Genomic DNA, 24,656 nt, shown 5'->3' on the forward strand with positions numbered 1-24,656 from the left:
ACTCTCAGGGGCGGGATACTGAAGTCATGCGGTTGACGGTCTTCTGGCAGCGGATGGCGGAACACTTCGGCAAGGGGTACGCCGACACCTTCGCTCGCGATCACGTGATGTCGGAGCTCGGAGGACGCACCGTGCACCAGGCGCTGGACGCGGGCTGGGAGGCGAAGGACGTGTGGCGCGCGGTGTGCACGGCCATGAACGTTCCGTACGAAAAGCGCTGACCGACCACGAAGATCCGACGACCGGGACCGATTGTCGGTGGCTTAGGTGAGACTTGTACGGTGGCATCCACAGATGAGACCGCCCAGGTCGGCCAACAGGCATCCCCGCTCGGCACGCCGCCGCCCCCGCGGCCCTCGGCCGAAGACCCGACGGGGCGCACCCGCATGCCACGCTGGCTGCCGCGCGCCATGCTGCTCGCCCTCGCCCTCATCGCCTGCTTCCAGCTGGGCAGTTGGGCCTTCCACCAGCTGACCGGGCTGCTGATCAACATCCTGATCGCGTTCTTCCTGGCGCTCGCCATCGAACCCGCGGTGAGCTGGATGGCCGGATACGGCATACGCAGAGGACTGGCCACCGCGCTCGTGTTCTTCGCAGTGATGATCGCGAGCGCGGGCTTCGTCACCCTGCTCGGCTCGATGCTCGCCGGACAGATCATCGACATCGTCGAGGACTTCCCGAAGTACGTCGACTCGGTGATCAGCTGGATCAACACGACCTTCCACACGGAGCTAAGCCGCGTCGACATTCAGGACAGCCTGCTCCGCTCCGACTGGCTCCGCAGATACGTGCAGAACAGCGCGGGCGGCGTCCTGGACGTGTCCGCCCAGGTCGTGGGCGGTCTCTTCCAGCTCCTTACGATCACACTGTTCTCGTTCTACTTCGCCGCCGACGGACCGCGACTGCGGCGCGCGCTGTGCTCCGTACTGCCGCCCGCCCGCCAGGCCGAGGTGCTGCGCGCGTGGGAGATCGCCGTCAACAAGACCGGGGGATACATCTACTCACGCGGCCTGATGGCGTTGATCTCGTGCATAGCGCACTACATCCTGCTGGAGTCCCTCGGCGTGGACTACGCGCCCGTGCTCGCCGTCTGGGTGGGCCTGGTCTCGCAGTTCATCCCCACGATCGGCACATATCTCGCCGGCGCCCTGCCCATGCTGATCGCCTTCACGGTCAATCCCTGGTACGCGCTGTGGGTGATGGTCTTCGTCGTGATCTACCAGCAGTTCGAGAACTACGTGCTGCAGCCCAAACTGACCGCCAGGACCGTGGACGTCCACCCGGCAGTCGCCTTCGGATCCGTCATCGCGGGCACCGCGCTGCTCGGCGCCGTCGGCGCACTGGTCGCCATTCCCGCCGTCGCCACGCTGCAGGCCTTTCTGGGGGCGTATGTCCGGCGGTACGACGTCACGGACGACCCTCGGGTACACGGACACCGCAGGCGGGGCTCGGGCGCTCTCCTCGCGCGCATACGAGGCTTGGGGCGCGGGTCGGGGAGGACGCAGCCGGTCGTGGACGGGGAAGCGGAGGAGGAAGCGGCCGGGAGAGCCGTGCGGGACTCCTCGTAGGGCATCCACGCACACGCTCACGGGTCGCGGTTGAGGCGGGTGGTGCGCTTGACACCAAAATCGAACATCCATTCTTATGGAATCTCCGGCGGGGCTCTCGACGGCGATTTCGCGGGGAAGTGCCCGAGTTATCCACAGGCAGGACGGGCGTCGGGGCGCATTGTCAGTGGCAGGCGTTAGCGTCTTTGACGTGAAGCGATCGACTCAAGCAAATCGGGTGGAACCCATGGCAGGAACCGACCGCGAGAAGGCCCTCGAAGCCGCACTCGCACAGATTGAACGGCAGTTCGGCAAGGGCGCAGTGATGCGCATGGGCGAGCGGCCGAACGAGCCCATCGAGGTCATCCCCACCGGGTCGACCGCACTCGACGTAGCGCTCGGCGTCGGCGGCATCCCGCGCGGCCGAGTGGTGGAGGTGTACGGACCGGAGTCCTCCGGCAAGACGACCCTGACGCTGCACGCGGTGGCGAACGCGCAGAAGGCCGGCGGCCAGGTCGCCTTCGTGGACGCCGAGCACGCCCTCGACCCCGAGTACGCGAAGAAGCTCGGCGTCGACATCGACAACCTGATCCTGTCCCAGCCGGACAACGGCGAGCAGGCCCTGGAAATCGTGGACATGCTGGTCCGCTCCGGCGCCCTCGACCTCATCGTCATCGACTCCGTCGCCGCCCTCGTACCGCGCGCGGAAATCGAGGGCGAAATGGGCGACTCGCACGTGGGCCTGCAGGCCCGCCTGATGAGCCAGGCCCTCCGGAAGATCACCAGCGCGCTCAACCAGTCCAAGACCACCGCGATCTTCATCAACCAGCTGCGCGAGAAGATCGGGGTGATGTTCGGGTGCTTCAACTACTCGACTCGGGTCACCCTCGCCGACGGTACGCAGGAGAAGATCGGCAAGATCGTCAACCAGCGGATGGATGTTGAGGTCCTCTCCTACGACCCGGACACCGACAAGATCGTCCCCCGACGCATCACCAACTGGTTCGACAACGGGAACGCCGAGCGGTTCCTGCAGTTCACCGTGGCCAAGTCCGGAAAGAACGGCAAGGCGCAGTTCGCCGCGACGGAGAACCACTTGATCCGCACCCCAGGAGGCTGGCGTGAGGCGGGTGAGCTGATCGCCGGAGACCGCGTGCTCATCAGTGAGAAGAAGGCGCTGAGCGAGCAGCAGGAGCAGGTCGTCCTCGGGGCACTGATGGGCGACGGCAGCCTTTCCCCGAACAGGAAGGGCCGCACCGGAGTTCGGTTCCGTATGGGGCACGGTGCCAAGCAGGCCGAGTACCTGGACTGGAAGGTCTCGTTGCTCGGGAACATCGGATGCTCTCGGACACAGAACGAGAAGGGCGCGGTCTTCGCGGACTTCTCTCCGCTTCCAGAGCTGGACGAGCTGAGGGAAGTGGTCTACCTCGGCGGAGACAGGAAGCACATCACCTGGGAGCACCTCAAGGCGCTGACCCCGCTGGCCCTGGCCGTCTGGTACATGGATGACGGTTGCTTCACGGTGCGCTCTCAGGGGCTTCAGGAGCGTACGGAAGGAGGCTCGGGTCGGATCGAGATCTGCGTCGAAGCCATGAGTGAAGGCTCACGGGAGCGCATCGTCGACTATCTGCGAGACACGCATGGCCTGGACGTGCGCCTCCGGTTCGCAGGTGAGCGGCAGATGGCCGTCCTACAGTTCGGCACGGACTCTTCGGCGCGCTTCCAGGAGATGGTGGCTCCCTTCGTGCACCCCTCCATGGAGTACAAGCTCCTTCCGCGCTTCCGTGGGCGATTCGGTGTCGAGCCGGAGTTCATCGAGGAGACACAGCGCCTGGTTGCGTCGAGGATCCTCGACATCCACGTCAAGCCGCCGACGCGTTCCATGAAGAAGTTCGACATCGAAGTCGAGGGCACGCACAACTACTTCGTGGACGGCGTCATGGTGCACAACAGTCCGGAGACCACGACCGGTGGCCGGGCGCTGAAGTTCTACGCCTCGGTGCGCATGGACATCCGCCGCATCGAGACCCTGAAGGACGGCACGGACGCGGTGGGCAACCGCACCCGTGTCAAGGTCGTCAAGAACAAAGTAGCGCCCCCCTTCAAGCAGGCCGAGTTCGACATCCTCTACGGGCAGGGCATCAGCCGCGAGGGCGGCCTGATCGACATGGGCGTGGAGCACGGCTTCGTCCGCAAGGCAGGCGCCTGGTACACGTACGAGGGCGACCAGCTCGGCCAGGGCAAGGAGAACGCTCGTAACTTCCTGAAGGACAACCCCGATCTCGCCAACGAGATCGAGAAGAAGATCAAGGAGAAGCTGGGCGTCGGCGTGAAGCCAGTGGAGCCGACTGTCGAGCCGGGCGCGGACGCGGCGGTCTCGGCCGTCCCGAACGAGGCTGTGAAGACGGCGCCTGCTCCGGCGGCCAAGGCCACCAAGTCCAAGGCCGCGGCGCCCAAGAGCTGATCCGTGACGCGACGAACCGACTGGGCTGAGTACGTCTATCCCGGTGGCCCGGAAGGGCAGAGCCACCGAGGTGACGTCGGCTCCGTCGGAGGCGGAGACAGGGCAATGGGCGGTGACGGGCTGGACGGCACTGGCGCGAGCGCCGAGGGGGCGTACGGCAGTGATCCGGACGGTGACGGCCGGCGTGGCCCGCGCCGTGGTGACGGTTCGCCCCGCGATGACGGTGCGCCAAGTAGCGGCGTAAGTCGGGGCGGTGGCCGTGATGGACGGTCTCGTGGCCGTCGGAGGCGCGGCTTCGGGGAGTCGTCCGGCGGCTCGAAGAACGGAGGCCCCCCTTCCTCGTCGAGGGCCGAGGCGGGGGAGCCTTCAGGGGACCCGGCTGAGCGGGCGCGGGCCATCTGCCTGCGTCTGCTCACCGGGACCCCGCGCACGCGAAAGCAACTCGCGGACGCGCTGCGCAAGCGAGAGATCCCGGACGACGTGGCGGACGAGGTGCTGTCCCGCTTCGAAGAGGTCGGCCTGATCAACGACAGCGCCTTCGCGGACGCCTGGGTGGAGTCCCGGCACCACGGCCGGGGCCTGGCCCGGCGGGCGCTGGCACAGGAGTTGCGGACCAAAGGGATCGACTCGGTCCTCATCGACGAGGCCGTGAAACGGCTCGACTCCGAGCAGGAGGAGCAGACTGCCCGCGAGCTGGTGGCCCGCAAGCTCCGCTCCACAAGAGGGGTAGACCGAGACAAGAGGCTTCGCCGGCTCGTCGGAATGCTGGCCCGCAAGGGTTACGAGGAGAGTATGGCCCTGCGCGTGGTCAGGGAGGTGCTCGAGGCGGAAGGCCAGGATCTGGACGGAGAGGGGCATGCAGGTTGAGCGAGGGTCCAGGTCGCTTAAGACACGGAAGCCAGTGAGGCTTTTTCGTGCGCCCAGCAGAACAGGAGGTGACACCGTGACGTCACGGTGTCACCTCCTGTTCTGCTGGGCGCACGAAAAGGGCTCAGAGTGGTCGTGGGCACAGGAAGAAGAGGTGAGCTCCCCGGATAGGGGACCCTGGCCAACACAACCTGCCTGGCGAAATACTCCTCATCCCAACAAGTTGCAATTATGTCATGTGGGCCCGCCTCCAAAGCGAGGCGGGCCCACATGTGCCCAGGGTGGTTAGACCTTAAGGCATGCCGTATTGGCGACCTTAGTGCTTGCTGTCTCGCCATTGGGGGCGATAATTTGTACCTGAAGGTGTGCCTTGTAGCACTGTTTTCCTGAGGAGTTGTTTGTGAAGAGGCTGAAGTTTACGCCCTTGTTTTTGTTGATGGAGCGGATGCCCGGGCTCCCCCGCTTAACAAAGCTTCCGCCCTTGGTGAGCCTGATGCCCGGCGTGACCCACAGTTCTCCTCCATTTCGGCAGAATACGCCGAAGAAGCCCTTAATGCGTCCTGCTGTGTTGTCATTTGTGACATACACGTCGGCGTAGCAGCGATTCCCGAGTTCAACATGGGCGTGCTTGGATGCGGCCTGTGCGCTCGGCGCCGTGAGCGCGAATACGCCGAGGGTCATCAAGCCGACGGTGAGGCCGGCCCCCGTTTTGCGATGCATGATTTTTGCTCCTTCGTGGTAAGCGAGTGGTTCTTGAGAACCCCGCTTGGTCGATAAGAAGCTTGTCATGGTCAAGACTGTCTGGGCAATCGCATTCTTGATTATTGAGGAAAATCTGAGGTTGCCGCAGAAAGGAGGGGTGATGAGGCGGCTCACGCTGCTCGCCCAGGCGTGCTCCCATGAGGCTTTCCGGCGTGATTTGAAAGAGTGGTTAATCCTCAGGCCTCCGCAGCCCCCTCCGGTGCAATATTTTGCCATTTGACATCAAAGATGTCCGTGTCAAGCGAGATGGCATACTCCGTCACTTGATCCGAAACATTCGGTTCTGTGCCGTTGAAGGCCGTATGGGTAATCTGATGGGTATGCGCGGCACCTGTCATTCGGCGCAGGAGGCGTTGCGGATGCTGGCGGTGGCCGTGCTGGTGGAGCAACGGGGTTGTGACGATGCCGCGGCGATGTTCGATGTCACGCTCAAGGCCGTGCGGAACTGGTGGGCGAAGTGGCCCATGGGTGGGTGGGAGGCGCTGGTCGCCCGTCCCTGCCGCCTATGGGTGGGCGGGCATCAGGTGTTCGCCGGACCGCAGCAGGAGGCGGTGCAAGTTAGGCAGTCACCGGAAGTCCAGCCGCCCGCCACGCTTGGAAGCCCCCCACCAGATCCGTAGCCCGGCGCAGCCCCAACTGCCGCAGTGACGTGGCAGCGAGGCTCGACGCGTAGCCCTCGTTGCAGACCACCACGACCCGGAGATCGTGACTCGTGGCCTCGGGGGCGCGATGGCTGCCCTGTGGGTCGAGTCGCCACTCCAGTTCGTTGCGCTCGACGACGAGGGCGCCGGGGATCAGGCCGTCACGGTCGCGCAGAGCGGCATAGCGGATGTCGACCAGTAGAGCCTCGCCGGCCTGCGCGGCATGGTAGGCATCCGCAGGCTCTACGCGGTCGAGGTCCGAGCGAACGCGCTCGAGCAACTCGTCTATTCCCACGGGTCGTTCGGTGCTCACTGCCAGTCCTTCGGTCGTTCGACCTGCTCGAGGCGCATGATCTGGCCGGTACGGCTGTAGCGGCGGATCCGGGGCAGCGGCGGGTAGTAGGCGTGGACGGAGATCGCGTGCTGCTCGGTGGACTCGTTGTGTACCTCGTGCACATGGTTGCGGCCGAAGGCGCGTCCCTTGCCGGCCGGCAGTCGTCGTTCCTGGTCGATTCCATCGGTGAGTTCCAGGGTCTTCCAGCCGTCGGTGGGCAGCCGGGCCGTGAGCGAGTTCTCCTTGAGCTCGCCCGACGCGGTGAGGAAGGCCCCGACCGACTCGGCGTGGTCGTGCCATCCGGTGCCGGTGCCGGGCGGCCATCCGATGAGCCAGGCCTCGCTGCCGCCGGGGCCTTCCAGACGTACCCAGGTACGACCCTCGGGGTCGAGGGGGAGTGAGGCGATCAGCTCGGTGTCGGCGGCCGTTCGCCGGACGAAGTCGAGCAGGTCGGCCTGCGTGGGGGTGGCGCGAGTGGGCGTGGTGTCAGTGGGAGCGGAGACAGAGGGTGACACAGACACGGGTACCGTCCTGATGAGTGTTCGCGCGGGGGCGCGGGCCGAACAGTGGGTGGCGCGCGCGGTTGATTGGGATGCGAATTCAGCAGGACGAGTGACACACGCAGCCCGCATAGCGGACGAGGTCCACATGGACCTTCCGCCACAGGTGCACACAGGTGTCTGTCACGGTCCGGAGTACACCATGGCGGTGCGGGCCGGTCAACTCGGGGTCGCCGTATGGACAACCGGCTCGGTGGCACCGTGTGGACAGGGGGCGGCTCAGCTCGTTCCCGCCGTGGCCTCGGCCGTGGCCCGTGGTCTGCCCAGCGTCGCCTCGGCGGCCTCGTACAGATCTGCCGGGCGCACCCCGCTCAGCGCCGTGACCAGGTGTCCGTCGGGGCGGATCAGCAGCACTGTGTGTGCGGCGGCGCCCGGATAGGCCTCCGCGACGAGCAGTTCGGCGGGGTGCGGCAGCGCGGTCACGGCGGCCGCAAGGCGAGGCATGATCCCGGCCGTCATCCAGTGCTTGCGCTCCCACACACCCGTACCCGGCGCGATCAACAGCACGAGGAGCACGTCACGACCCAGCCGATCCCGCAGTTGCACGAACGAACCGTCCTCCGCCGTCACCCGCACATCGACGACCGGGGCACCCACCTCTGTTGCGACCTCGACCGCCGACTCGGCGCGTGGAGGCGTGAGCGGCGAATCGGCGTACGCCCCCGGCGCGCCCAGCGGCCCGCGTCCCAGGTGACCGTCTGTAAGCAGCGCATCATGGCCGCGCGCCGAGCCGGGCACGACGGAACGCAGGCCTCCGCCGGCGCGCAGCAGCGGCAGCGACTGGTCGGCCGCGCGCAGCCGGGCGGCGACGACGGCGCGCCGCTCCACCTGGTAGCTGTCGAGCAGCGCCTCATGCGGCCCGTGGTGCCAGGCGAGAGCCAGCTTCCATGCGAGGTTGTCGGCGTCCCGCAGGCCCTCGTCGAGCCCCTGGGCGCCGAGCGCGCCCAGCAGATGTGCGGCGTCCCCGGCGAGGAAGACCCGGCCGGCCCGCCACCGGCGGGCCAGGCGGTGGTGGACGATGTGGACTCCGGTGTCGAGCAGTTCGTACGGAGGAGTGGAACCCCCGCTCCAGCCTGCGAGGGTCTCCCGGACGCGCGCCACCAGCAGATCGGGGGTGACCAGGTCCTTCCCCGGCGGCAGCAGCCAGTCCAGCCGCCACACGCCGTCGGCGAGGGGACGCCCGGTCACCTCCCCGGCCGAAGGCCCGGACGTCCGCCACGGCGGCATCCGATGCAACAACGCCTCCCCGGGCCACGGAAGTTCCGTACGCAGCGCCGCGACGGCGTGCCGCTCCACCGCCGTACGTCCCGCGAAGCGGATGTCTTGAAGTTTGCGCACGGTCGAGCGCGGACCGTCGCAACCGATCAGGTAACTGCCGCGCCACCATGTGCCTTTGGGGCCGCGGGTGTGCGCCGTCACGCCCGCCTTCTCCTGCTCTATCGAGTCGAGGCGGTTCTCCACGGCGACCTTGATCAGGCGCTCGCCCGCGATCGCGTCCCGCAGGGCGGCCGTCAGCACGTGCTGAGCGATGTGCAGCGGCGCGGGCTCGTCATCGCCGAACGTGATCTGCTGCATCACCTGCTTGCGCCGCATCGACCGCCATCCGGCCCAACGAAATCCCGCCTCGGCGATCGGGAGTCCCGCGAGCCGCTCCATCAGCGCGGCGGTGTCCTCGCGCAGTACGACGGTTCGTGCGAGCCGCTGCTCGTCCTTGCCGGGGCCCTCGTCAAGAACGACGGAAGGCACCTCCTGACGCGCCAGGGCCAGCGCCAGCGTGAGCCCGACAGGCCCCGCTCCGACGATGATCACCGGGTCCACGGCGTGGCTCCCCCTGCCCGGAGCGGTGTCCTGAGTGTCTTATCGGGACTTGCAGGTGGAGCGGGGTGCGCGATCACAGAACGTATGCAACCTATTGCCGGTGTTTGCGTCAAGTGACGGAGGCAGTGGCGATCATGCCACTGCCTCCGTACGGGTCACGCTGCTTGACTTCCCATCAGGTTCCGCCGCCGGCTCCGGTCGCCGCCGTGCCCCCCACCTCGCCGGCGTTGATGTCGTCCACGTTGTCGGCCCCGAGGACCGCGCCTGTGCTCTTCTTGCTGCGCCGCAGCCTCTTCTCCAGCCAGCTCGCGAAGCTGGTGAGGATGAAGTTGAGCACGATGTAGATGACCGCCACCACGACGAAGCTTTGAACGACGTTGGCGTAGTTGGCAGCGAGTGTGCCGCGCGTGTTGAGCAGCTCGGTGAACCCGATCATCACGCCGCCCAGCGCGGTGTCCTTCACGATGACCACGAGCTGGCTGACGATGGCCGGCAGCATGGCCGTGACGGCCTGCGGCAGCAGGACGTTGGTCATCGTCTGGCCCTTACGCAGGCCGATCGCCTTCGCGGCCTCCGACTGGCCTTTGGGCAGGGACAGGATGCCGGCTCGTACGATCTCGGCGAGGACGGACGCGTTGTAGAGCACCAGGCCGGTGACGACCGCGTAGAGAGGCCGCTGTTCGCTGCTGACGTTCGTGAAGCGGTCGTAGAACTCGTTGGCGAACAGCATCAGCAGCAGGACCGGGATTGCCCGGAAGAACTCGACCACCACGCCGGCCGAACCCCGTACCGACCGGTGGTCGGAGAGGCGCGAGATACCGAAGACCGCACCCAGAGGAAGGGCGATCAGCATGGCCAGTGACGCGGCCTTCAGCGTGTCGCCGAGGCCTGGCAGCAGATATGTCGTCCAGGCCTGGGACTCGGTGAACGGTTTCCACAGGGCCCACGTCAGCTGGCCCTTGTCGTCCATCGTCTGCCAGATCCACCACAGGAACAGAGCGAGCAGGATGAAGAAGACCACCGAGAGGAGTACATTGCGCCGCTTGGCGCGGGGGCCCGGAGTGTCGTAGAGAACCGAGCTCATCGCTTCACCGCCAGTCGCTTGCTCAGCCAGCCGAAGAAGAGGCCGGTCGGGAGGGTCAGTACCACGAACCCGAATGCGAAGACGGCGCCGATGAGCAGCGTCTGGGCCTCGTTCTCGATCATTTCCTTCATCAGGAGGGCGGCCTCGGCCACGCCGATCGCGGCCGCCACGGTCGTGTTCTTGGTCAGGGCGATCAGCACGTTGGCCAGCGGGCCGATCACCGAACGGAACGCCTGCGGCAGGACGATCAGCCGCAGGGTCTGGGTGAAGTTCAGCCCGATGGCACGGGCTGCCTCGGCCTGTCCGAGCGGCACCGTGTTGATGCCGGAGCGGATCGCCTCGCAGACGAAGGCCGCGGTGTAGGCGACGAGACCGAGGATCGCCAGGCGGAAGGCCCGGACGTCGAAGTCGGACGTACCCATCGTCACACGGAAGATATCGGCGAGGCCGAGCGAGGTGAAGACGATGATGACGGTCAGGGGGATGTTCCGGACGATGTTGACGTAGGCCGTGCCGAACCCGCGCATGAGCGGCACCGGGCTGACCCGCATCGCGGCCAGGATGGTGCCCCAGACCAGGGAGCCGACGCCGGAGAGGACGGTGAGCTGTACCGTCGTCCAGAAGGCGCCCAACAGGCTCGGGTCGTCATAGTCTGAAAGAAAGTCGAACACGATTTCCCGCGCTTCCGGGTGTGTGGCGTTACGTGGACAGCGCGGCGTGCCGCCGCCTTGATCGCAGTCGGCGACGGCACGCCAGTGGACCTTCGCGCTACTTGACGATGTCGCCGATCTTCGGCGCGGGCTCGTTCTTGTAGTTGGCCGGACCGAAGTTGTCCGTGACCGCCTTGTCCCAGGACTTGTCGCTGACCATCTTCTCCAGGGCGGCGTTGATCTTGTTCACGGTCTCGGTGTCGCCCTTCTTCACGCCGATGCCGTAGTTCTCGTTGCTCAGCTTGAGGCCGGCGAGCTTGAACTGACCCTTGTACTGCTCCTGCGCGGCGAAGCCGGCGAGGATCGAGTCGTCCGTGGTGACCGCGTCCACGGCGCCACTCTGCAGGCCGGCGATGCACTCGGAGTAGCCGCCGACCTGCTTGAGGTTGGCCTTCGGAGCGAAGTCGTTCTTGACGTTCTGTGCCGAGGTCGAGCCGGTCACGGAACACAGGTTCTTGCCGTTGAGGTCCGTGGCCTCGGTGATGTCGGAGTCCGCCTTGACCAGCAGGTCCTGGTGGGCCAGCAGGTACGGGCCGGCGAAGTCGACCTTCTCCTGACGCTCCGGCGTGATGGAGTACGTGGCCGCAATGAACTGGACGTCGTCACGGGCGAGCGCGTTCTCACGGTCAGCACTCTTGGTCTCGACGAACTCGATCTGCTTGGCGTCGTAGCCGAGTTCCTTGGCCACGTACGTCGCCACGTCCACGTCGAAGCCGGAGAAGGAACCGTCGGGCTCCTTCAGGCCCAGACCGGGCTGGTCGTACTTGATGCCGATCTTGATCTTGTCGCCGCCCCCGGAGCCCGACCCGGTGTCGGCACTGTCGCTGTCGCCGTCTCCACCACAGGCCGTCGCGGTAAGGGAGAGGACGAGCGCAGTGGCCGCCGCGGCGGTGACCTTGCGAAGCTTCATGGTGAACATCCTTTGAGTGGTGAGGAGAATGCCGTCGTTGCGAGTGGCGCAGGTCGTCAGTGGTGAAGGATCTTCGACAGGAAGTCCTTGGCACGGTCACTGCGCGGGTTGCTGAAGAACTGGTCCGGCACAGCCTCCTCGACGATTCGGCCGTCCGCCATGAAGACGACACGGTTGGCAGCCGAACGAGCGAAGCCCATCTCGTGCGTGACGACGATCATGGTCATGCCGTCGCGTGCGAGCTGTTGCATGACCTCCAGGACCTCGTTGATCATCTCCGGGTCGAGGGCCGAGGTCGGCTCGTCGAAGAGCATGACCTTGGGGTCCATGGCCAGCGCCCGCGCGATCGCGACACGCTGCTGCTGGCCGCCGGAGAGCTGTGCGGGGTACTTGTCGGCCTGGGCGGTGACACCGACCCGGTCGAGCAGTGCTCGTGCCTTCTCCTCCGCGGCCTTCTTGTCCGCCTTGCGGACCTTGAGCTGGCCCAGCGTCACGTTCTCGAGCACCGTCTTGTGCGCGAACAGGTTGAACGACTGGAAGACCATGCCGACGTCGGCACGCAGCCGGGCGAGTTCCTTGCCCTCCTCGGGCAGCGGCTTTCCGTCGATCGAGATGGTTCCCGACTCGATGGTTTCCAGGCGGTTGATGGCGCGGCACAGGGTGGACTTTCCGGACCCGGAGGGTCCGATGACCACGACGACCTCACCACGAGCGATGGTCAGGTCGATGTCCTGGAGCACGTGCAACGCGCCGAAGTGCTTGTTGACGTTCTTCAGCACGACCAGATCGTCGGCCGTGGGTACGGCGTCCTTGGTCACCGATACTTCGGTCATCGGCCTCTTGCTCCGTCCTCCTCGGTTGCGGAGGACAGTAGTAACGCCGTACGACCAGCGTCATTACATCTGAGGGGAAATTGAGCATAACGATCTGGTAGCAACCGGACACTCTTCGTGAACGGTCGCCTCCGGTCCGTACCGGCTGGGTAACGGAAACCCGCCGCGACCCGAACCCCCTTGACGCCGTACTTGCGCATCGGCGTGACTGCCTTGGTGCACGCGCGCGTGCCCATCTCTACGCGCCGAGACTGTATGGCCGATGAACCGAAGGGGGCCGGAATGCGACTGCTCCTCGTCGAGGACGACAACCATGTCGCCGCCGCTCTGTCCGCGGTCCTCGCGCGCCATGGCTTCGACGTCACGCACGCCCGCAGCGGGGAGGAGGCGCTCCAGGCGCTCGTCCCGGAGGGTGCGGGTTTCGGAGTGGTCCTGCTTGACCTGGGGTTGCCCGACCAGGACGGCTACGAGGTGTGCGGCAAGATCCGTAAGCGCACCAGTATCCCGGTCATCATGGTGACCGCGCGCTCCGACGTACGTTCTCGGATCCACGGACTCAACCTAGGCGCCGACGACTACGTAGTGAAGCCCTATGACACCGGTGAACTGCTCGCTCGTATCCACGCCGTGAGCCGGCGCACCGTTCCCGACGAAACGACTGTCCCTATAGAGACCTCACTGCACCTGGGTCCCGTACGTATCGAACTGCCCACCCGCCAGGTCAGCGTGGACGGGTCAGTTGTCCAACTGACCCGCAAGGAGTTCGACCTTCTCGCGCTGCTCGCCCAGCGCCCTGGAGTGGTCTTCCGGCGGGAGCAGATCATCAGCGAGGTGTGGCGCACCAGCTGGGAAGGGACCGGGCGCACCCTGGAGGTGCATGTCGCCTCCCTGCGCTCCAAGCTGCGCATGCCCGCCCTGATCGAGACCGTGCGCGGCGTCGGCTATCGGCTCGTCGCGCCCGCGGCGTAGCAGGTTCAGGTGCGCTCACGTCTCCTTCCGCTGCTCATCATCCTGATGGCGGCCGTCCTGCTCGCCCTCGGTATCCCACTCGCCGTGAGCCTGGCGGCGGCCCAGCAGCAGAGGGTGGTCGTCGACAGGATCGACGACACGGCACACTTCGCGTCGCTCGCACAGTTCGTCGACATCGATAGCCCGAGCGGCTCACCGGTCACCCCCCCGGGCGAGCGCGGTAAGACCCTGCAGAAGGAACTCGTCAAATACCACAAGGTGTACGGCATCAAGGCCGGCGTCTTCTATCGCGGCCGAGGACCGATGGCCCACGCACCAACGAACTGGAACCTCCCGAAGGAGGGTGAGGTCCTCGACCCGGAGGAAGGTGAGGTCCTCGACTCGTTCAACGAGGCGCTCGCGAGCCGCCGCAGCCACGAGCCCGCGCAGGTCTGGCCGTGGCAACGCAACCGTCTCGTCGTCGCGTCTCCTGTCATCCGGGACGGCGACGTCGTGGCGGTCGTGGTCACCGACTCGCCCACCGGGCAGATGCGCTCAAGAATCCTGTACGGCTGGCTGATCATCGGTGCGGGCGAGGCCGCCGCGATGCTCCTCGCGCTCGGCGCCGCGCTGCGCCTGACCGGCTGGGTGCTGAGGCCCGTACGCGTCCTCGACGCCACCACCCACGACATCGCGACCGGGCGCCTGAAGTCCCGGGTCGCGGCCGCCGGAGGTCCGCCGGAACTCAGGCGCCTGGCCCGGTCGTTCAACGAGATGGCCGACAACGTCGAGGACGTACTGGAACAGCAGCGCGCCTTCGTCGCCGACGCCTCGCACCAGCTACGCAACCCCCTGTCCGCTCTGCTGCTGCGCATCGAACTGCTCGCCCTGGAACTCCCCGAGGGCAACGAGGAGATCGCCTCTGTCCGCACCGAGGGCAAGCGCCTCGCCCAGGTCCTGGACGATCTCCTCGACCTCGCCCTCGCTGAGCACACCGAGGCGGACCTGCGGCTGACCGACATCGGCGAGCTGACCGCCGAGCGCGTGGCGTCCTGGTCGCCGGTGGCCGACGACAAGGGCGTACGGCTCGTCGGGGCCTGCCCCGCCACGACCGCCTGGGCCGACCCGATCGCCCTCTCCAGCGCCCTGGACGCGGTGATCGACAACGCGTTGAAGTTCACACCCGAGGGTGAGTGCGTCGAGGTCGAGGTAGCCTCCGACGGCAAGGTCTCGACCATCGTCGTCACCGACCGCGGACCGGGCCTCAGCGACGAGGAACTCGCCCGCATCGGCGACCGCTTCTGGCGCAGCGCCGGCCACCAGAACATCAAGGGGTCGGGTCTCGGGCTGTCCATCTCCCGGACGTTGCTCGCGGCGGGCGGCGGCTCGATCGCGTACGACCGCCACGAGCCGCACGGTCTGAGGGTGACGGTGACCGTGCCGCGCTCGGGGCCTGCGGCTTGAGCGGGCCTCCACGGCTTGCGGAGAGCTTCGTCAGTCCCTTCCGGGCTGCCCCTCACCACTGCCGTTTGTACGGGTCCCTTCAGTGCCTGCCTGGTGTCTGCTACGGCTTGACCGAGCGGTAGTAGCGCCGCGCGCCCTCGTGCAGATCCAGCGGGTCGGTGTAGATCGCCGTGCGGAGGTCCACCCGCTGTGCCGCGTGCACCTGGCCACCGATGCGGTCGCGGCTGTCGATCACCGTCTGGGTCAGCCGCTCTGTCAGCTCGGCATCGGTGCCGACGCGCGTCACGAGCAGGTTGGTCACCGCAATCGTCTGCACTGGGGAGTCCTGGGCCTTGGGATAGGCGTCTGCGGGCATGACGGCGGCCCGGTAGTAGCCGGACGCCCCGCGCTGCTGGTGCAGCTTCTCGACGAGTTCTTCACCAATCTCGACCAGCCTGATGTCGAGGCTGGTCGCGAGGTCGGCCACGGCAGACGTCGGGAGCCCCCCGGACCAGAAGAAGGCATCGATCTTGCCCTCCCGGAGCAGCTCCGGCATCGTTCGTATGCCGTCGGGCAGTGGCTCGATGTCCTTCTTCGGGTCGAGGCCGGCCGCCTTGAGCACATGCTCCGCGATCAGCCGCACGCCGGAACCGGCCGGTCCGACGGCCACTTTCTTGCCCCGCAGCTCCGCGATGGAGTCCACGGAGGAGGCGCGCGGGACGACGACGTGCACGTAGTCGTCGTACAGCCGCGCGCAGCCGCGCAGCAGGTCTGCGCCCGGCTCGCCGTCAAGCTTGTACTGCTCCACCGCGTCGGCCTGCGCGATCGTGTAGTCGACCTTCCCGGTAGCCACCCACTCCAGGTTCTCCTTCGACCCCTCGCTGTTCCGCAGCTGCACGTCCAGGCCCGGCATGTCCTTCGCGAGCTCTTTTCGCAGCAGCTTCCCGTACAGCTCGTAGACCCCGGTACGCGTCCCCGTGCTGAAGACCACCGTGCCGCCCGGCGAACTCTCGCCCAGGGGCAGCAGCCACCACAACAGCAGCCCGAAGGCCACGAAGGCGGCGGCCGACACCTGCAGGGCCCGACGTCTGCCGATACGGGAGAGTTCCTGGAACATGCGCGCGATCCTGCCAGCTCACCGACGGGGATGACCAGGGCCGGACGAGCAAGGCACCCGCTACGCGCGCGTGGGGACCGTACGGCCCGGAATACCCGGCCAACGCGCGCCTGGGGACCCCGTACTCTGGTGTACGAGATGAGCGCGAAGACTTACGAGGTGCGCACCTACGGGTGCCAGATGAACGTCCACGACTCCGAGCGGCTCTCCGGGCTGCTGGAGGACGCCGGCTACGTACGTGCGCCCGAGGGGGCGGACGGTGACGCGGATGTCGTCGTCTTCAACACGTGCGCTGTGCGGGAGAACGCCGACAACCGCCTGTACGGCAATCTCGGCCGCCTCGCGCCGATGAAGTCGAAGCGGCCAGGGATGCAGATCGCCGTCGGCGGCTGTCTCGCGCAGAAGGACCGCGACACCATCGTGAAGAAGGCGCCCTGGGTAGACGTCGTCTTCGGTACGCACAACATCGGCAAGCTGCCTGTCCTCCTGGAGCGCGCCCGCGTGCAGGAAGAGGCGCAGGTCGAGATCGCGGAGTCGCTCGAGGCGTTCCCGTCGACGCTGCCGACCCGCCGCGAGAGCGCGTACGCCGCGTGGGTCTCCATCTCCGTCGGATGCAACAACACCTGCACCTTCTGCATCGTCCCGGCGCTGCGCGGCAAGGAGAAGGACCGCAGGACCGGCGACATCCTCGCCGAGATCGAGGCCCTGGTCGGCGAGGGCGTCAGTGAGATCACGCTGCTCGGTCAGAACGTAAACGCTTACGGCTCCGACATCGGCGACCGTGAAGCCTTCAGCAAGCTGCTGCGGGCCTGCGGGAAGATCGAGGGCCTGGAGCGCGTCCGCTTCACCTCGCCGCATCCGCGCGACTTCACGGACGACGTGATCGCCGCGATGGCCGAGACGCCGAATGTGATGCCGCAGCTCCACATGCCGCTTCAGTCCGGCTCCGACCCCGTCCTGAAGGCGATGCGCCGCTCGTACCGACAGGACAGGTATCTCGGGATCATCGAGAAGGTCCGGGCCGCGATCCCGCACGCCGCGATCACCACCGACATCATCGTGGGCTTCCCCGGAGAGACCGAGGAGGACTTCGAGCAGACTCTGCACGTGGTCCGTGAGGCCCGCTTCGCGCAAGCGTTTACGTTCCAGTACTCCAAGCGTCCCGGAACCCCGGCGGCCACCATGGAGAACCAGATCCCCAAGAAGGTTGTGCAGGCGCGGTACGAGCGTCTTGTCGCCCTCCAGGAGGAGATCTCCTGGGAGGAGAACAAGAAGCAGGTCGGTCGCACCCTGGAGCTGATGGTCGCCGAGGGCGAGGGCCGCAAGGACGGCGCCACGCACCGCCTCTCCGGCCGCGCTCCCGACAACCGCCTGGTGCACTTCACCAAGCCCGACACCGAGGTCCGCCCCGGTGACGTGGTCACCGTGGAGATCACTTACGCCGCCCCGCACCACCTGCTTGCCGAGGGCGCCGTCCTCGATGTGCGCCGCACGCGTGCGGGGGACGCCTGGGAGAAGCGCAACACGACCGAGACCGCGAAGCCCGCGGGCGTGATGCTCGGACTGCCGGCCGTAGGCGTACCCGCGCCGCTGCCGGCCCCAGCGGGGGGCTGCTCCGCACACTGACCCGCACGCGCGAAGGGGGGCATGGCGCGCTGGATGATCATGGTGGAGTACCGAAGGGGGATTCGGTGCCGGGGATGGAGACGATCGCCGAGTTCGACGGCTCGCGCGAGGACGCCGGGCGCAGGCTCGCCGAGACCGCCCGCTCGTACAAGTCGGGACGGCGCGAGCGGCACAGGCGTATCTACCGCTACCTCGGCGGTGACGCCTACTACGTGTATGTCCAAGGCGCTGTGTTCACGCACGAGATGGTGCTCCGGGCCGCCGAGCTGGTCTGGAACTCCGACTCGGAACCGCGGCAGTAGGCTGGCGATCATGCTGGTCGCCGCCGCTGTCTGCCCCTGTCCGCCGCTGCTCGTACCCGAGGTCGCCGCGGGCGCGGCGCCCGAGTTGGACATCGCGCGCGCGGCATGTGCGGAGGCCCTCGGCGTATTGGCCGCCGCCCGCCCCGACCGGCTCGTGGTCGTCGGCCCCGCCGAGCAGAGTCGGCAAGGGCCGTATCAGGAGGGCACGCGAGGTTCGTTGGGCGGGTTCGGCGTGGCCCTCGAGGTGCGTCTGGGCGCTGTTCAGGGTGTTGGTCCGGGCGGAGGAAAGCCGGATTGGGCCGCGCCGGAGCGTGAGCTTCCCGCCTCGCTCGCCGTCGCCGCCTGGCTGCTGCAGCGAACGGACTGGTCCCACGCTCCTGTGGAAGGTCTCGGTGTGGGGGAACCTTTCGCGGCCGAGCGGTGTATCCAGATCGGGAAGGAAATCGTCGCGCGGGCCGAGAGGGTGGCACTGCTGGTGATGGGCGACGCCAGCGCGTGCCGGTCGCTCAAGGCACCGGGGTATCTGGACGAGCGGGCGGCGGAGTTCGACGCGGAGGTCGCGCGTGCGCTGGCGGCGGCGGACGTGGCGGCGCTCGAGGCGCTGGACGCCGCGCTGGCGCGGGAGTTGATGGCCTCCGGCCGGGCGCCCTGGCAGGTGCTCGCGGGAGCGGCCGAGGGCGCGGGGCTCAGCGGCGCCCTGCTGTACGAGGACGCGCCTTACGGCGTGGGGTACTTGGTGGCGGCCTGGTCGTAGGCGCGAGGTGACGGGCGCGGCCGTAGTGGGCGCGGCTCGGCCTGGTGTAGGCGGAGGGCCACTGGGGTGGAGCTGAGCCCGGCACTGAGTCACAAGCGGACACTGAGCCCTGGGGCGGCGGCGCTGAGTCTGTGTCGCTTGCTGGGCGTCTGCCAACAAGCCGACAACACGACGGACGGCCCGGAACCCCCAAGGGCTCCCTGGCCGTCCGCCGATGTGCTGTCTTTCAGGATGCCGAGGGCGGTGGTGGTGCGGGTGGAGGAGGCGTCACGCCGCCGTCCGTCCGGTCACTCTCCTTGTGCGCGAGCCGGTCCAGGGCACCCTTCGCCTTGCTCGTGCCCGCCTGGATCTTGTCGCTGTACTTGCCCTTTGTCTTCTTGTCTGCCAGCTTCGCGGCCTTGTCGAGACCCTGCCCGATCTTGCCCCCATGCTGCTGCGCGAGGTGCGAGACCTTTCCCTTGGCGGGCGTGAGCTTGGTCTTCAGACTTTCCAGGAGACCCATGATTCACCGTCCCGCGCGGGACAGTTACTGGCGGGCGCCCTCGTCGGCCTCGTTGTCGGCCGCCTCCTCGGCGGACTGCTGCTTGGGGATCTCCACGCCGTCCGATGCCTCGGAGTCCTGGGACTCCGCCGACTTCTCCGCAGCCCCGTTCTCGGTATCGGCGGACTTCTCCACGGACCCGACCTCGGTATCGGCCGACTGCTCAGCTTCCTCGGCCGCTTCTTCCGTGTCAGCCTTCGCCTCGGGGTGGGCCGTCAGGGTGTCGGCCTGCGGCTCAGTGGTTGACGCCTCCTCCGGCCTCTTGGACTTAGGCTTATCTTTCCGAAGAAGCCGTGCAAAAACGCCCATATCAACTCCATACCCTACTCGTGTGGGCGAAATTCCGTGCCGCCCGGTGCGTCCCATTGCGTCGCCCGGTCCGCCGGTCCTCAAAACCGGCGGCTGGAACCTCGCAACAGGCAACGACCCCGGACCCGTGGCGTCACGTAACTCGTTCGAGGAGACGCCCAGAGGTTTGCGAGACTGTTGCGGTGAGTAGTGCAGCCCCCGCCCCGCGGGTCATCGCCGTCGTCGGTCCCACCGCGGCGGGAAAGTCCGATCTGGGAGTCCAGCTTGCCCAGCAACTCGGCGGCGAGATCGTCAACGCCGACTCCATGCAGCTCTACCGAGGGATGGACATCGGCACCGCCAAGCTGACGCCCGAGGAGCGTCGAGGCATCCCGCACCACCTCCTGGACATCTGGGACGTGACGGTGACCGCGAGCGTGGCCGAGTACCAGCGGCTCGCCCGCGCCCGTATCGACGCCCTCCTCGCCGAGGGGCGCTGGCCGATCCTCGTGGGCGGCTCCGGCCTGTATGTCCGGGGGGCCGTCGACAACCTGGAGTTTCCCGGCACCGACCCCGAAGTGCGGGCCCGCCTGGAGGAGGAGCTCACTCTGCGCGGCTCGGGTGCCCTGCACGCCCGGCTGGCGGCCGCCGATCCCGAGGCGGCCCATGCGATTCTGCCCAGCAACGGACGCCGGATCGTCCGCGCCCTCGAAGTCATCGAGATCACCGGCAAGCCCTTCACCGCCAACCTGCCCGGCCACGACTCCATCTACGACACCGTGCAGATCGGCGTCGACGTGGCGCGTCCCGAACTCGACGAGCGCATCACCCGCCGGGTGGACCGGATGTGGGACGAAGGGCTCGTCGACGAGGTGCGCGCGCTGGAGGCGCGAGGCCTGCGCGAGGGGCGTACGGCATCGCGGGCGCTCGGCTACCAGCAGGTTCTGGCGGCGCTCTCCGGCGAGTGCACCGACGACGAGGCGCGGGCCGAGACCGTACGCGCCACCAAGCGCTTCGCGCGCCGTCAGGATTCCTGGTTCAGGCGCGACCCACGGGTGCATTGGCTCAGTGGGGCCGCGGCGGATCTCACGGAACTTCCGCGGCACGCCCTGACATTGGTCGAACGACCGGTTACAGCCTGATCACGTCATGGCATCGGGACGCTCCGCCCGCCATCCCGGCCTCGGACACCGTGCCATCATCGAGCTTCGATCGACCAAGTGGAGTCCGAGTTGGGAGGGCGCGTGGCGATGGAGGCCGGCCCTCGCGACACCGCACAAGGCACGGAGCACGACACCGTAAGGGATCAGCAGGATTCGGACGGGGACCGATTGAGCCCCGACGGGCCCGACGAAACCCCGGGCGGCGTGACCGCCGACGGACCCGGGCCCGACGAGATGTTCGCGGAGCCCGAGGTCGAGGTCGAGCTGCGTCCGCAGCGCCGGCTGCGGATCTGGCAGCTCGCGCCCATCGTGGGCCTGGCCGCGCTGGGCTCCCTGATGTTCGCCTTCCCGCTGGCGTTCGACTTCGGCGACAGCGGTGCCATGATCGCCATGCTCGGCCTGCTGATCTCCTCCTGCGCCGCGGGCTGGGGCATGATGGCCGCCCGCCGCGTCGGCTACACCTGGCCCGGCCTGCCGCAGCGCGGCTCCGGCCGTCGCCCGGACTGGCGGGTCGTGATCGCGTACGCCGTGATCGTCGCGCTGGTCGTCGTCCTCGCCGTGTGGCGAGTGGCCCGCCTGCGCTGAGGCCGGGGGGCTCCTGATGGACCTCCGCGGCGTCGCGGAGACCCATCCGAAGCCCCCTGGCCCGGGCCGCGGTGTCGTACCCACCCCGTACGATCGAGGAATGAGCACGCGGATCGCCTTCCTCAAGGGACACGGGACCGAGAACGACTTCGTGATCGTCCCCGACCCCGAGAACGCCATCGACCTGCCCCCGGCCGCCGTCGCCGCCCTCTGCGACCGCCGCGCGGGCATCGGCGGGGACGGTCTGCTGCATGTTGTGCGGTCCGCTGCGCACCCCGAGGCCAGGAAGATGGCCGCCGAGGCGGAGTGGTTCATGGACTACCGCAACGGCGACGGTTCGATCGCGGAGATGTGCGGCAACGGAGTGCGGGTCTTCGCGCGCTACCTCCAGCGCGCCGGACATGTGACCGAAGGAGACATCGCGGTCGCCACGCGCGGGGGGGTGAAGAGGGCGCACATCGCCAAGGAGGGCGACATCACCGTCGGCATGGGCAAGGCGCTCCTCCCCGAAGGAGATGTAACCGTGAGCGTGGGTGAGCGCAGCTGGCCCGCGCGCAACGTGAACATGGGCAATCCTCACGCGGTCGCCTTCGTCGACGACCTCGACCATGCAGGCAACCTGTTCGCACCCCCGCCGTTCAGCCCGGCGTCCGCGTACCCGGACGGGGTGAACGTCGAGTTCGTCGTCGACCGCGGCCCCCAGCACGTCGCCCTGCGCGTGCATGAGCGCGGCGCCGGCGAGACCCGCTCGTGCGGCACGGGCGCGTGTGCCGTCGCTGTGGCGGCGGCGAGACGGGACGGCGCCGATCCCGGCGTCACCGGCACTCCGGCCACGTACACCGTCGATGTGCCCGGCGGACGCCTGGTGATCAGCGAGCGGCCCGACGGCGAGATCGAGATGACCGGACCCGCGGTGATCGTCGCCGAGGGCGAGATCGACGCCGAGTGGCTCGAAACCGTAAACCCCTGAACCATCGCTCGAATGGGTGATCCGTTTCACGCTCGGCGTGAGGCGGTCAGCCGAGCGTGCTGGGCTCGATAGCATCAAGCACCGGCCCGGACGGGGGAACGACACCATCCCCAGAGCCGTGTACGCCATGGGGTGCCCCGTCCGTCGGTCAACGCAGCCGGAGGTGCCCATGAGTGCGGAGGCCACGAACCCCGCGACGCCCGGCCCGATCGCGCCCGAAGCGCATCGCAGGAGGAGCCGCCCACGCATCGATCTGCGCCGCCTCGGCCGGGCAGCACTCCTGGGGTCTGCGGGCCGCGGCCGGCTACCCGACGCGATCAGCCATGTGGTCGAGGCACATCGCGCCCACCACCCCGACGCCGTCCTGGAGCCACTGCGCCGGGCGTACGTCCTCGCCGAGTCCTCGCACCGCGGCCAGATGCGCAAGAGTGGCGAGCCCTACATCACACACCCGCTCGCCGTGACCTTGATCCTCGCCGAACTCGGCGCGGAGACCACGACATTGACGGCCTCTCTGCTCCACGACACCGTCGAGGACACGGAGGTGACGCTCGATCAGGTGAGGGAGGAGTTCGGCGAGGAGGTCCGCTTTCTCGTCGACGGCGTCACGAAGTTGGAGAAGGTCGACTACGGAGCTGCCGCCGAGCCGGAGACGTTCCGCAAGATGCTCGTCGCCACCGGTAACGACGTACGCGTGATGTCGATCAAACTCGCCGACCGGCTGCACAACATGCGCACCCTGGGCGTCATGCGCCCCGAGAAGCAGGCGCGCATCGCCAAGGTCACCAGGGACGTGCTGATCCCGCTCGCCGAACGGCTCGGCGTCCAGGCACTCAAGACCGAACTCGAGGACCTCGTCTTCGCGATCCTGCATCCCGAGGAGTACAAGCGCACCAGGGAGCTCATCGTCGAGAACGCGGCGCGCGCCGACGATCCCCTCGCGGAGATCGCGGAAAAGGTGCGCACGATCCTGCGCGAGGCCGGACTGCAGGCCGAAGTGCTCATCCGGCCACGGCACTTGGTCTCACTGCACCGCACCTCCCGCAAGCGCGGCCGGCTGCGCGGCGTCGACTTCGGACGCCTCCTGGTGCTCGTGAACGAGGACGCCGACTGCTACGGAGTCCTCGGTGAACTGCACACCTGTCTCACGCCGGTGGTCTCGGAATTCAAGGACTTCATCGCCGTCCCCAAGTTCAACCTGTACCAGTCACTGCACACGGCCGTCTCCGTCCCCCAGGCTCGAACAGACTCGTCCGAGGGCACCCCCACGGCCGGCCAGGTCGCCGAAGTCCTCATCCGTACGCACCAGATGCACAAGGTCGCCGAGGCCGGAGTCATCGCGCTCGGCAATCCCTATGCTCCTCCTTCGGAGGAGCAACTGGACAGTGACGGCGAGCGCGTGGACCCCACCCGCCCCGGCTGGCTCTCGCGCCTTCTCGACTGGCAGGAGGCCGCGCCGGATCCCGACACGTTCTGGTCCACGCTTCGCGAAGACCTCGCCCAGGACCGGGAGATCACCGTGTTACGCCCCGACGGCGGCACGATCGGGCTGCCCGCGGGCGCGAGCTGCGTGGACGCCGCGTACGCGCAGTACGGCGAGGACGCGCACGCCTGCATGGGCGCGCGGGTCAACGGCCGCCTGGCGACGCTCAGTACGGTCCTGCGGGACGGCGACACCGTGCAACTGCTCATGGGTCAGGACGCGTCCTCAGAGCCCTCCAGGGAGTGGCTGGAGCACGCGCGTACGCCCGCCGCGCGCATCGCCATCCAGCGCTGGCTCGCCACGCACCCCTCGCCCGGCGACACCCCGGAGGCGGAGATCTCCGCCGCGCCCCTCAGACCGACTGCCGACGGCTCTGCCGCGCCGCCATCCGACGCGAACGCCGTAGTCGACGAGCCCGGTGCGACCGTACGCCTCGCGGGCTGCTGTACGCCTGTACCGCCCGACGAGGTCACCGGCTTCGCTGTACGCGGGGGAGTGGTGACAGTTCATCGTGTCGAGTGCGCTGTGGTGGCGCGTATGAAAGACGCGGGGCGCAGGGAGGTCGACGTGCGCTGGGGTGACACCACGGAGTGCCGTGTCACGCTGGTCGCCGAGTCCTTCGGACGGCCGCATCTGCTCGCCGACCTGACCGAAGCCATCGCCCTGGAGGGTGTTGCCATCGTCTCGGCGACCGTCGAACCCCCCAGCCAGCAGCGTGTACGCCACACGTACACGCTCCAACTCCCGGACGCCGCACACCTGCCCGCGCTGATGCGGGCGATGCGCAACGTGCCGGGTGTGTACGACGTGGGCCGGGCTCAGCACCGGGCGATGACTCCGTAGCAAGCCATCGGCAGGCTATCGGCCACCCGTTCGAGTGTGCGCGGCGCGAGTCGTCACCGCACG

Annotated in this window: 25 protein-coding genes and 3 pseudogenes; 16 read left to right on the forward strand and 12 right to left on the reverse strand. The window is 67.7% G+C overall.

Features of this window, described 5'->3' with window-relative positions; translation table 11 throughout:
- Positions 1-26 precede the first annotated feature (26 nt).
- The 6 genes and pseudogenes from ABD357_RS13355 to recX all read left to right on the forward strand — a co-directional run bounded on the left by ABD357_RS13355 (position 27) and on the right by recX (position 4,878).
- Positions 27-221, forward strand: a complete 195-nt coding sequence (locus tag ABD357_RS13355) for a DUF3046 domain-containing protein (RefSeq protein WP_344390026.1) — start codon at positions 27-29, stop codon at positions 219-221.
- Positions 222-281: 60 nt separating this feature from the next.
- Positions 282-1,568 (forward strand): AI-2E family transporter, encoded by a 1,287-nt coding sequence (locus ABD357_RS13360; protein ID WP_344390027.1) that lies wholly within the window; start codon positions 282-284, stop codon positions 1,566-1,568.
- A gap of 226 nt (positions 1,569-1,794) precedes the next feature.
- Positions 1,795-2,643: pseudogene (gene recA, locus ABD357_RS13365) on the forward strand (recombinase RecA); the annotation flags it as partial.
- Positions 2,644-3,474, forward strand: a pseudogene (locus ABD357_RS13370) (LAGLIDADG endonuclease); the annotation flags it as partial.
- A gap of 6 nt (positions 3,475-3,480) precedes the next feature.
- Positions 3,481-4,011: pseudogene (locus ABD357_RS13375) on the forward strand (recombinase RecA family protein); the annotation flags it as partial.
- A 3-nt stretch (positions 4,012-4,014) separates the two neighbouring features.
- The gene (gene recX / locus ABD357_RS13380; protein WP_344390028.1) at positions 4,015-4,878 is read left to right on the forward strand and encodes a recombination regulator RecX; all 864 of its coding nucleotides are present in this window, start codon (positions 4,015-4,017) and stop codon (positions 4,876-4,878) included.
- Positions 4,879-5,163: 285 nt separating this feature from the next.
- Here recX and ABD357_RS13385 read toward each other — a convergent pair whose 3' ends face one another.
- Positions 5,164-5,667, reverse strand: coding sequence for a hypothetical protein (locus tag ABD357_RS13385; RefSeq protein WP_344390030.1), 504 nt, complete (start codon positions 5,665-5,667; stop codon positions 5,164-5,166).
- Here ABD357_RS13385 and ABD357_RS13390 point away from each other — a divergent pair.
- The gene (locus tag ABD357_RS13390) at positions 5,666-5,860 is read left to right on the forward strand and encodes a hypothetical protein (RefSeq protein WP_344390032.1); all 195 of its coding nucleotides are present in this window, start codon (positions 5,666-5,668) and stop codon (positions 5,858-5,860) included. The genes ABD357_RS13385 and ABD357_RS13390 overlap by 2 nt on opposite strands.
- A gap of 338 nt (positions 5,861-6,198) precedes the next feature.
- On the opposite strand, the gene ABD357_RS13395 is transcribed toward ABD357_RS13390, so the two are convergent.
- The 8 genes from ABD357_RS13395 to ABD357_RS13425 all read right to left on the reverse strand — a co-directional run bounded on the left by ABD357_RS13395 (position 6,199) and on the right by ABD357_RS13425 (position 12,530).
- Positions 6,199-6,600 (reverse strand): rhodanese-like domain-containing protein, encoded by a 402-nt coding sequence (locus ABD357_RS13395; protein ID WP_344390064.1) that lies wholly within the window; start codon positions 6,598-6,600, stop codon positions 6,199-6,201.
- Positions 6,591-7,136: a cupin domain-containing protein gene (locus ABD357_RS13400; RefSeq protein ID WP_344390033.1), complete on the reverse strand. Its 546-nt coding sequence runs from the start codon at positions 7,134-7,136 to the stop codon at positions 6,591-6,593. Before ABD357_RS13400 ends, ABD357_RS13395 begins: the two co-directional genes overlap by 10 nt.
- 79 nt (positions 7,137-7,215) lie before the next feature.
- Positions 7,216-7,302 carry a putative leader peptide gene (locus ABD357_RS44685; protein WP_425584853.1) on the reverse strand — a complete coding sequence of 29 codons (87 nt, stop codon included), beginning with the start codon at positions 7,300-7,302 and terminating at the stop codon, positions 7,216-7,218.
- Between the two features lie 92 nt (positions 7,303-7,394).
- Positions 7,395-8,993 carry an FAD-dependent monooxygenase gene (locus ABD357_RS13405; protein ID WP_344390034.1) on the reverse strand — a complete coding sequence of 533 codons (1,599 nt, stop codon included), beginning with the start codon at positions 8,991-8,993 and terminating at the stop codon, positions 7,395-7,397.
- Positions 8,994-9,168: 175 nt separating this feature from the next.
- On the reverse strand, positions 9,169-10,077 hold the full coding sequence (locus tag ABD357_RS13410; RefSeq protein WP_344390035.1) for an amino acid ABC transporter permease: 909 nt from the start codon (positions 10,075-10,077) through the stop codon (positions 9,169-9,171).
- On the reverse strand, positions 10,074-10,748 hold the full coding sequence (locus ABD357_RS13415; RefSeq protein WP_344390037.1) for an amino acid ABC transporter permease: 675 nt from the start codon (positions 10,746-10,748) through the stop codon (positions 10,074-10,076). The genes ABD357_RS13410 and ABD357_RS13415 overlap by 4 nt, the downstream gene beginning before the upstream one ends.
- A 97-nt stretch (positions 10,749-10,845) precedes the next feature.
- Positions 10,846-11,697 carry a glutamate ABC transporter substrate-binding protein gene (locus ABD357_RS13420; RefSeq protein WP_344390038.1) on the reverse strand — a complete coding sequence of 284 codons (852 nt, stop codon included), beginning with the start codon at positions 11,695-11,697 and terminating at the stop codon, positions 10,846-10,848.
- Positions 11,698-11,753: 56 nt separating this feature from the next.
- Positions 11,754-12,530 carry an amino acid ABC transporter ATP-binding protein gene (locus ABD357_RS13425; RefSeq protein ID WP_344390039.1) on the reverse strand — a complete coding sequence of 259 codons (777 nt, stop codon included), beginning with the start codon at positions 12,528-12,530 and terminating at the stop codon, positions 11,754-11,756.
- 282 nt (positions 12,531-12,812) lie between these two features.
- On the opposite strand from ABD357_RS13425, the gene ABD357_RS13430 reads away from it, so the two are divergent.
- Both ABD357_RS13430 and ABD357_RS13435 read left to right on the forward strand, forming a co-directional pair.
- The gene (locus ABD357_RS13430) at positions 12,813-13,499 is read left to right on the forward strand and encodes a response regulator transcription factor (RefSeq protein WP_344390040.1); all 687 of its coding nucleotides are present in this window, start codon (positions 12,813-12,815) and stop codon (positions 13,497-13,499) included.
- A gap of 9 nt (positions 13,500-13,508) precedes the next feature.
- Positions 13,509-14,942 (forward strand): sensor histidine kinase, encoded by a 1,434-nt coding sequence (locus tag ABD357_RS13435; protein WP_344390041.1) that lies wholly within the window; start codon positions 13,509-13,511, stop codon positions 14,940-14,942.
- 100 nt (positions 14,943-15,042) lie between these two features.
- Here ABD357_RS13435 and ABD357_RS13440 read toward each other — a convergent pair whose 3' ends face one another.
- The gene (locus ABD357_RS13440) at positions 15,043-16,038 is read right to left on the reverse strand and encodes a TAXI family TRAP transporter solute-binding subunit (protein ID WP_344390042.1); all 996 of its coding nucleotides are present in this window, start codon (positions 16,036-16,038) and stop codon (positions 15,043-15,045) included.
- Between the two features lie 138 nt (positions 16,039-16,176).
- Between ABD357_RS13440 and miaB the strand changes: the two genes are divergently transcribed.
- The 3 genes from miaB to ABD357_RS13455 all read left to right on the forward strand — a co-directional run bounded on the left by miaB (position 16,177) and on the right by ABD357_RS13455 (position 18,720).
- Positions 16,177-17,664: a tRNA (N6-isopentenyl adenosine(37)-C2)-methylthiotransferase MiaB gene (gene miaB, locus ABD357_RS13445; RefSeq protein WP_344390044.1), complete on the forward strand. Its 1,488-nt coding sequence runs from the start codon at positions 16,177-16,179 to the stop codon at positions 17,662-17,664.
- Between the two features lie 74 nt (positions 17,665-17,738).
- Positions 17,739-17,966, forward strand: a complete 228-nt coding sequence (locus ABD357_RS13450; protein WP_344390045.1) for a hypothetical protein — start codon at positions 17,739-17,741, stop codon at positions 17,964-17,966.
- 10 nt (positions 17,967-17,976) lie between these two features.
- The gene (locus ABD357_RS13455; protein WP_344390047.1) at positions 17,977-18,720 is read left to right on the forward strand and encodes a class III extradiol dioxygenase subunit B-like domain-containing protein; all 744 of its coding nucleotides are present in this window, start codon (positions 17,977-17,979) and stop codon (positions 18,718-18,720) included.
- A 226-nt stretch (positions 18,721-18,946) separates the two neighbouring features.
- Here ABD357_RS13455 and ABD357_RS13460 read toward each other — a convergent pair whose 3' ends face one another.
- Together ABD357_RS13460 and ABD357_RS13465 are read right to left on the reverse strand one after the other, a co-directional pair.
- Positions 18,947-19,222 (reverse strand): antitoxin, encoded by a 276-nt coding sequence (locus ABD357_RS13460; RefSeq protein WP_344390048.1) that lies wholly within the window; start codon positions 19,220-19,222, stop codon positions 18,947-18,949.
- Between the two features lie 24 nt (positions 19,223-19,246).
- Positions 19,247-19,396 (reverse strand): gliding motility protein, encoded by a 150-nt coding sequence (locus ABD357_RS13465; protein ID WP_344390050.1) that lies wholly within the window; start codon positions 19,394-19,396, stop codon positions 19,247-19,249.
- A gap of 356 nt (positions 19,397-19,752) precedes the next feature.
- Between ABD357_RS13465 and miaA the strand changes: the two genes are divergently transcribed.
- From miaA to ABD357_RS13485, 4 genes are all read left to right on the forward strand, one after another.
- Positions 19,753-20,691 (forward strand): tRNA (adenosine(37)-N6)-dimethylallyltransferase MiaA, encoded by a 939-nt coding sequence (miaA, locus tag ABD357_RS13470; RefSeq protein ID WP_344390051.1) that lies wholly within the window; start codon positions 19,753-19,755, stop codon positions 20,689-20,691.
- Positions 20,692-20,799: 108 nt separating this feature from the next.
- Positions 20,800-21,297, forward strand: a complete 498-nt coding sequence (locus tag ABD357_RS13475; RefSeq protein WP_344390065.1) for a hypothetical protein — start codon at positions 20,800-20,802, stop codon at positions 21,295-21,297.
- Between the two features lie 100 nt (positions 21,298-21,397).
- Positions 21,398-22,267: a diaminopimelate epimerase gene (gene dapF / locus ABD357_RS13480; RefSeq protein ID WP_344390052.1), complete on the forward strand. Its 870-nt coding sequence runs from the start codon at positions 21,398-21,400 to the stop codon at positions 22,265-22,267.
- A gap of 169 nt (positions 22,268-22,436) precedes the next feature.
- Positions 22,437-24,593: a RelA/SpoT family protein gene (locus ABD357_RS13485; RefSeq protein ID WP_344390053.1), complete on the forward strand. Its 2,157-nt coding sequence runs from the start codon at positions 22,437-22,439 to the stop codon at positions 24,591-24,593.
- Positions 24,594-24,656: the final 63 nt, after the last annotated feature.

Source organism: Streptomyces vastus, assembly GCF_039532825.1.
GTDB classification, from domain to species: Bacteria; Actinomycetota; Actinomycetes; order Streptomycetales; family Streptomycetaceae; genus Streptomyces; species Streptomyces vastus.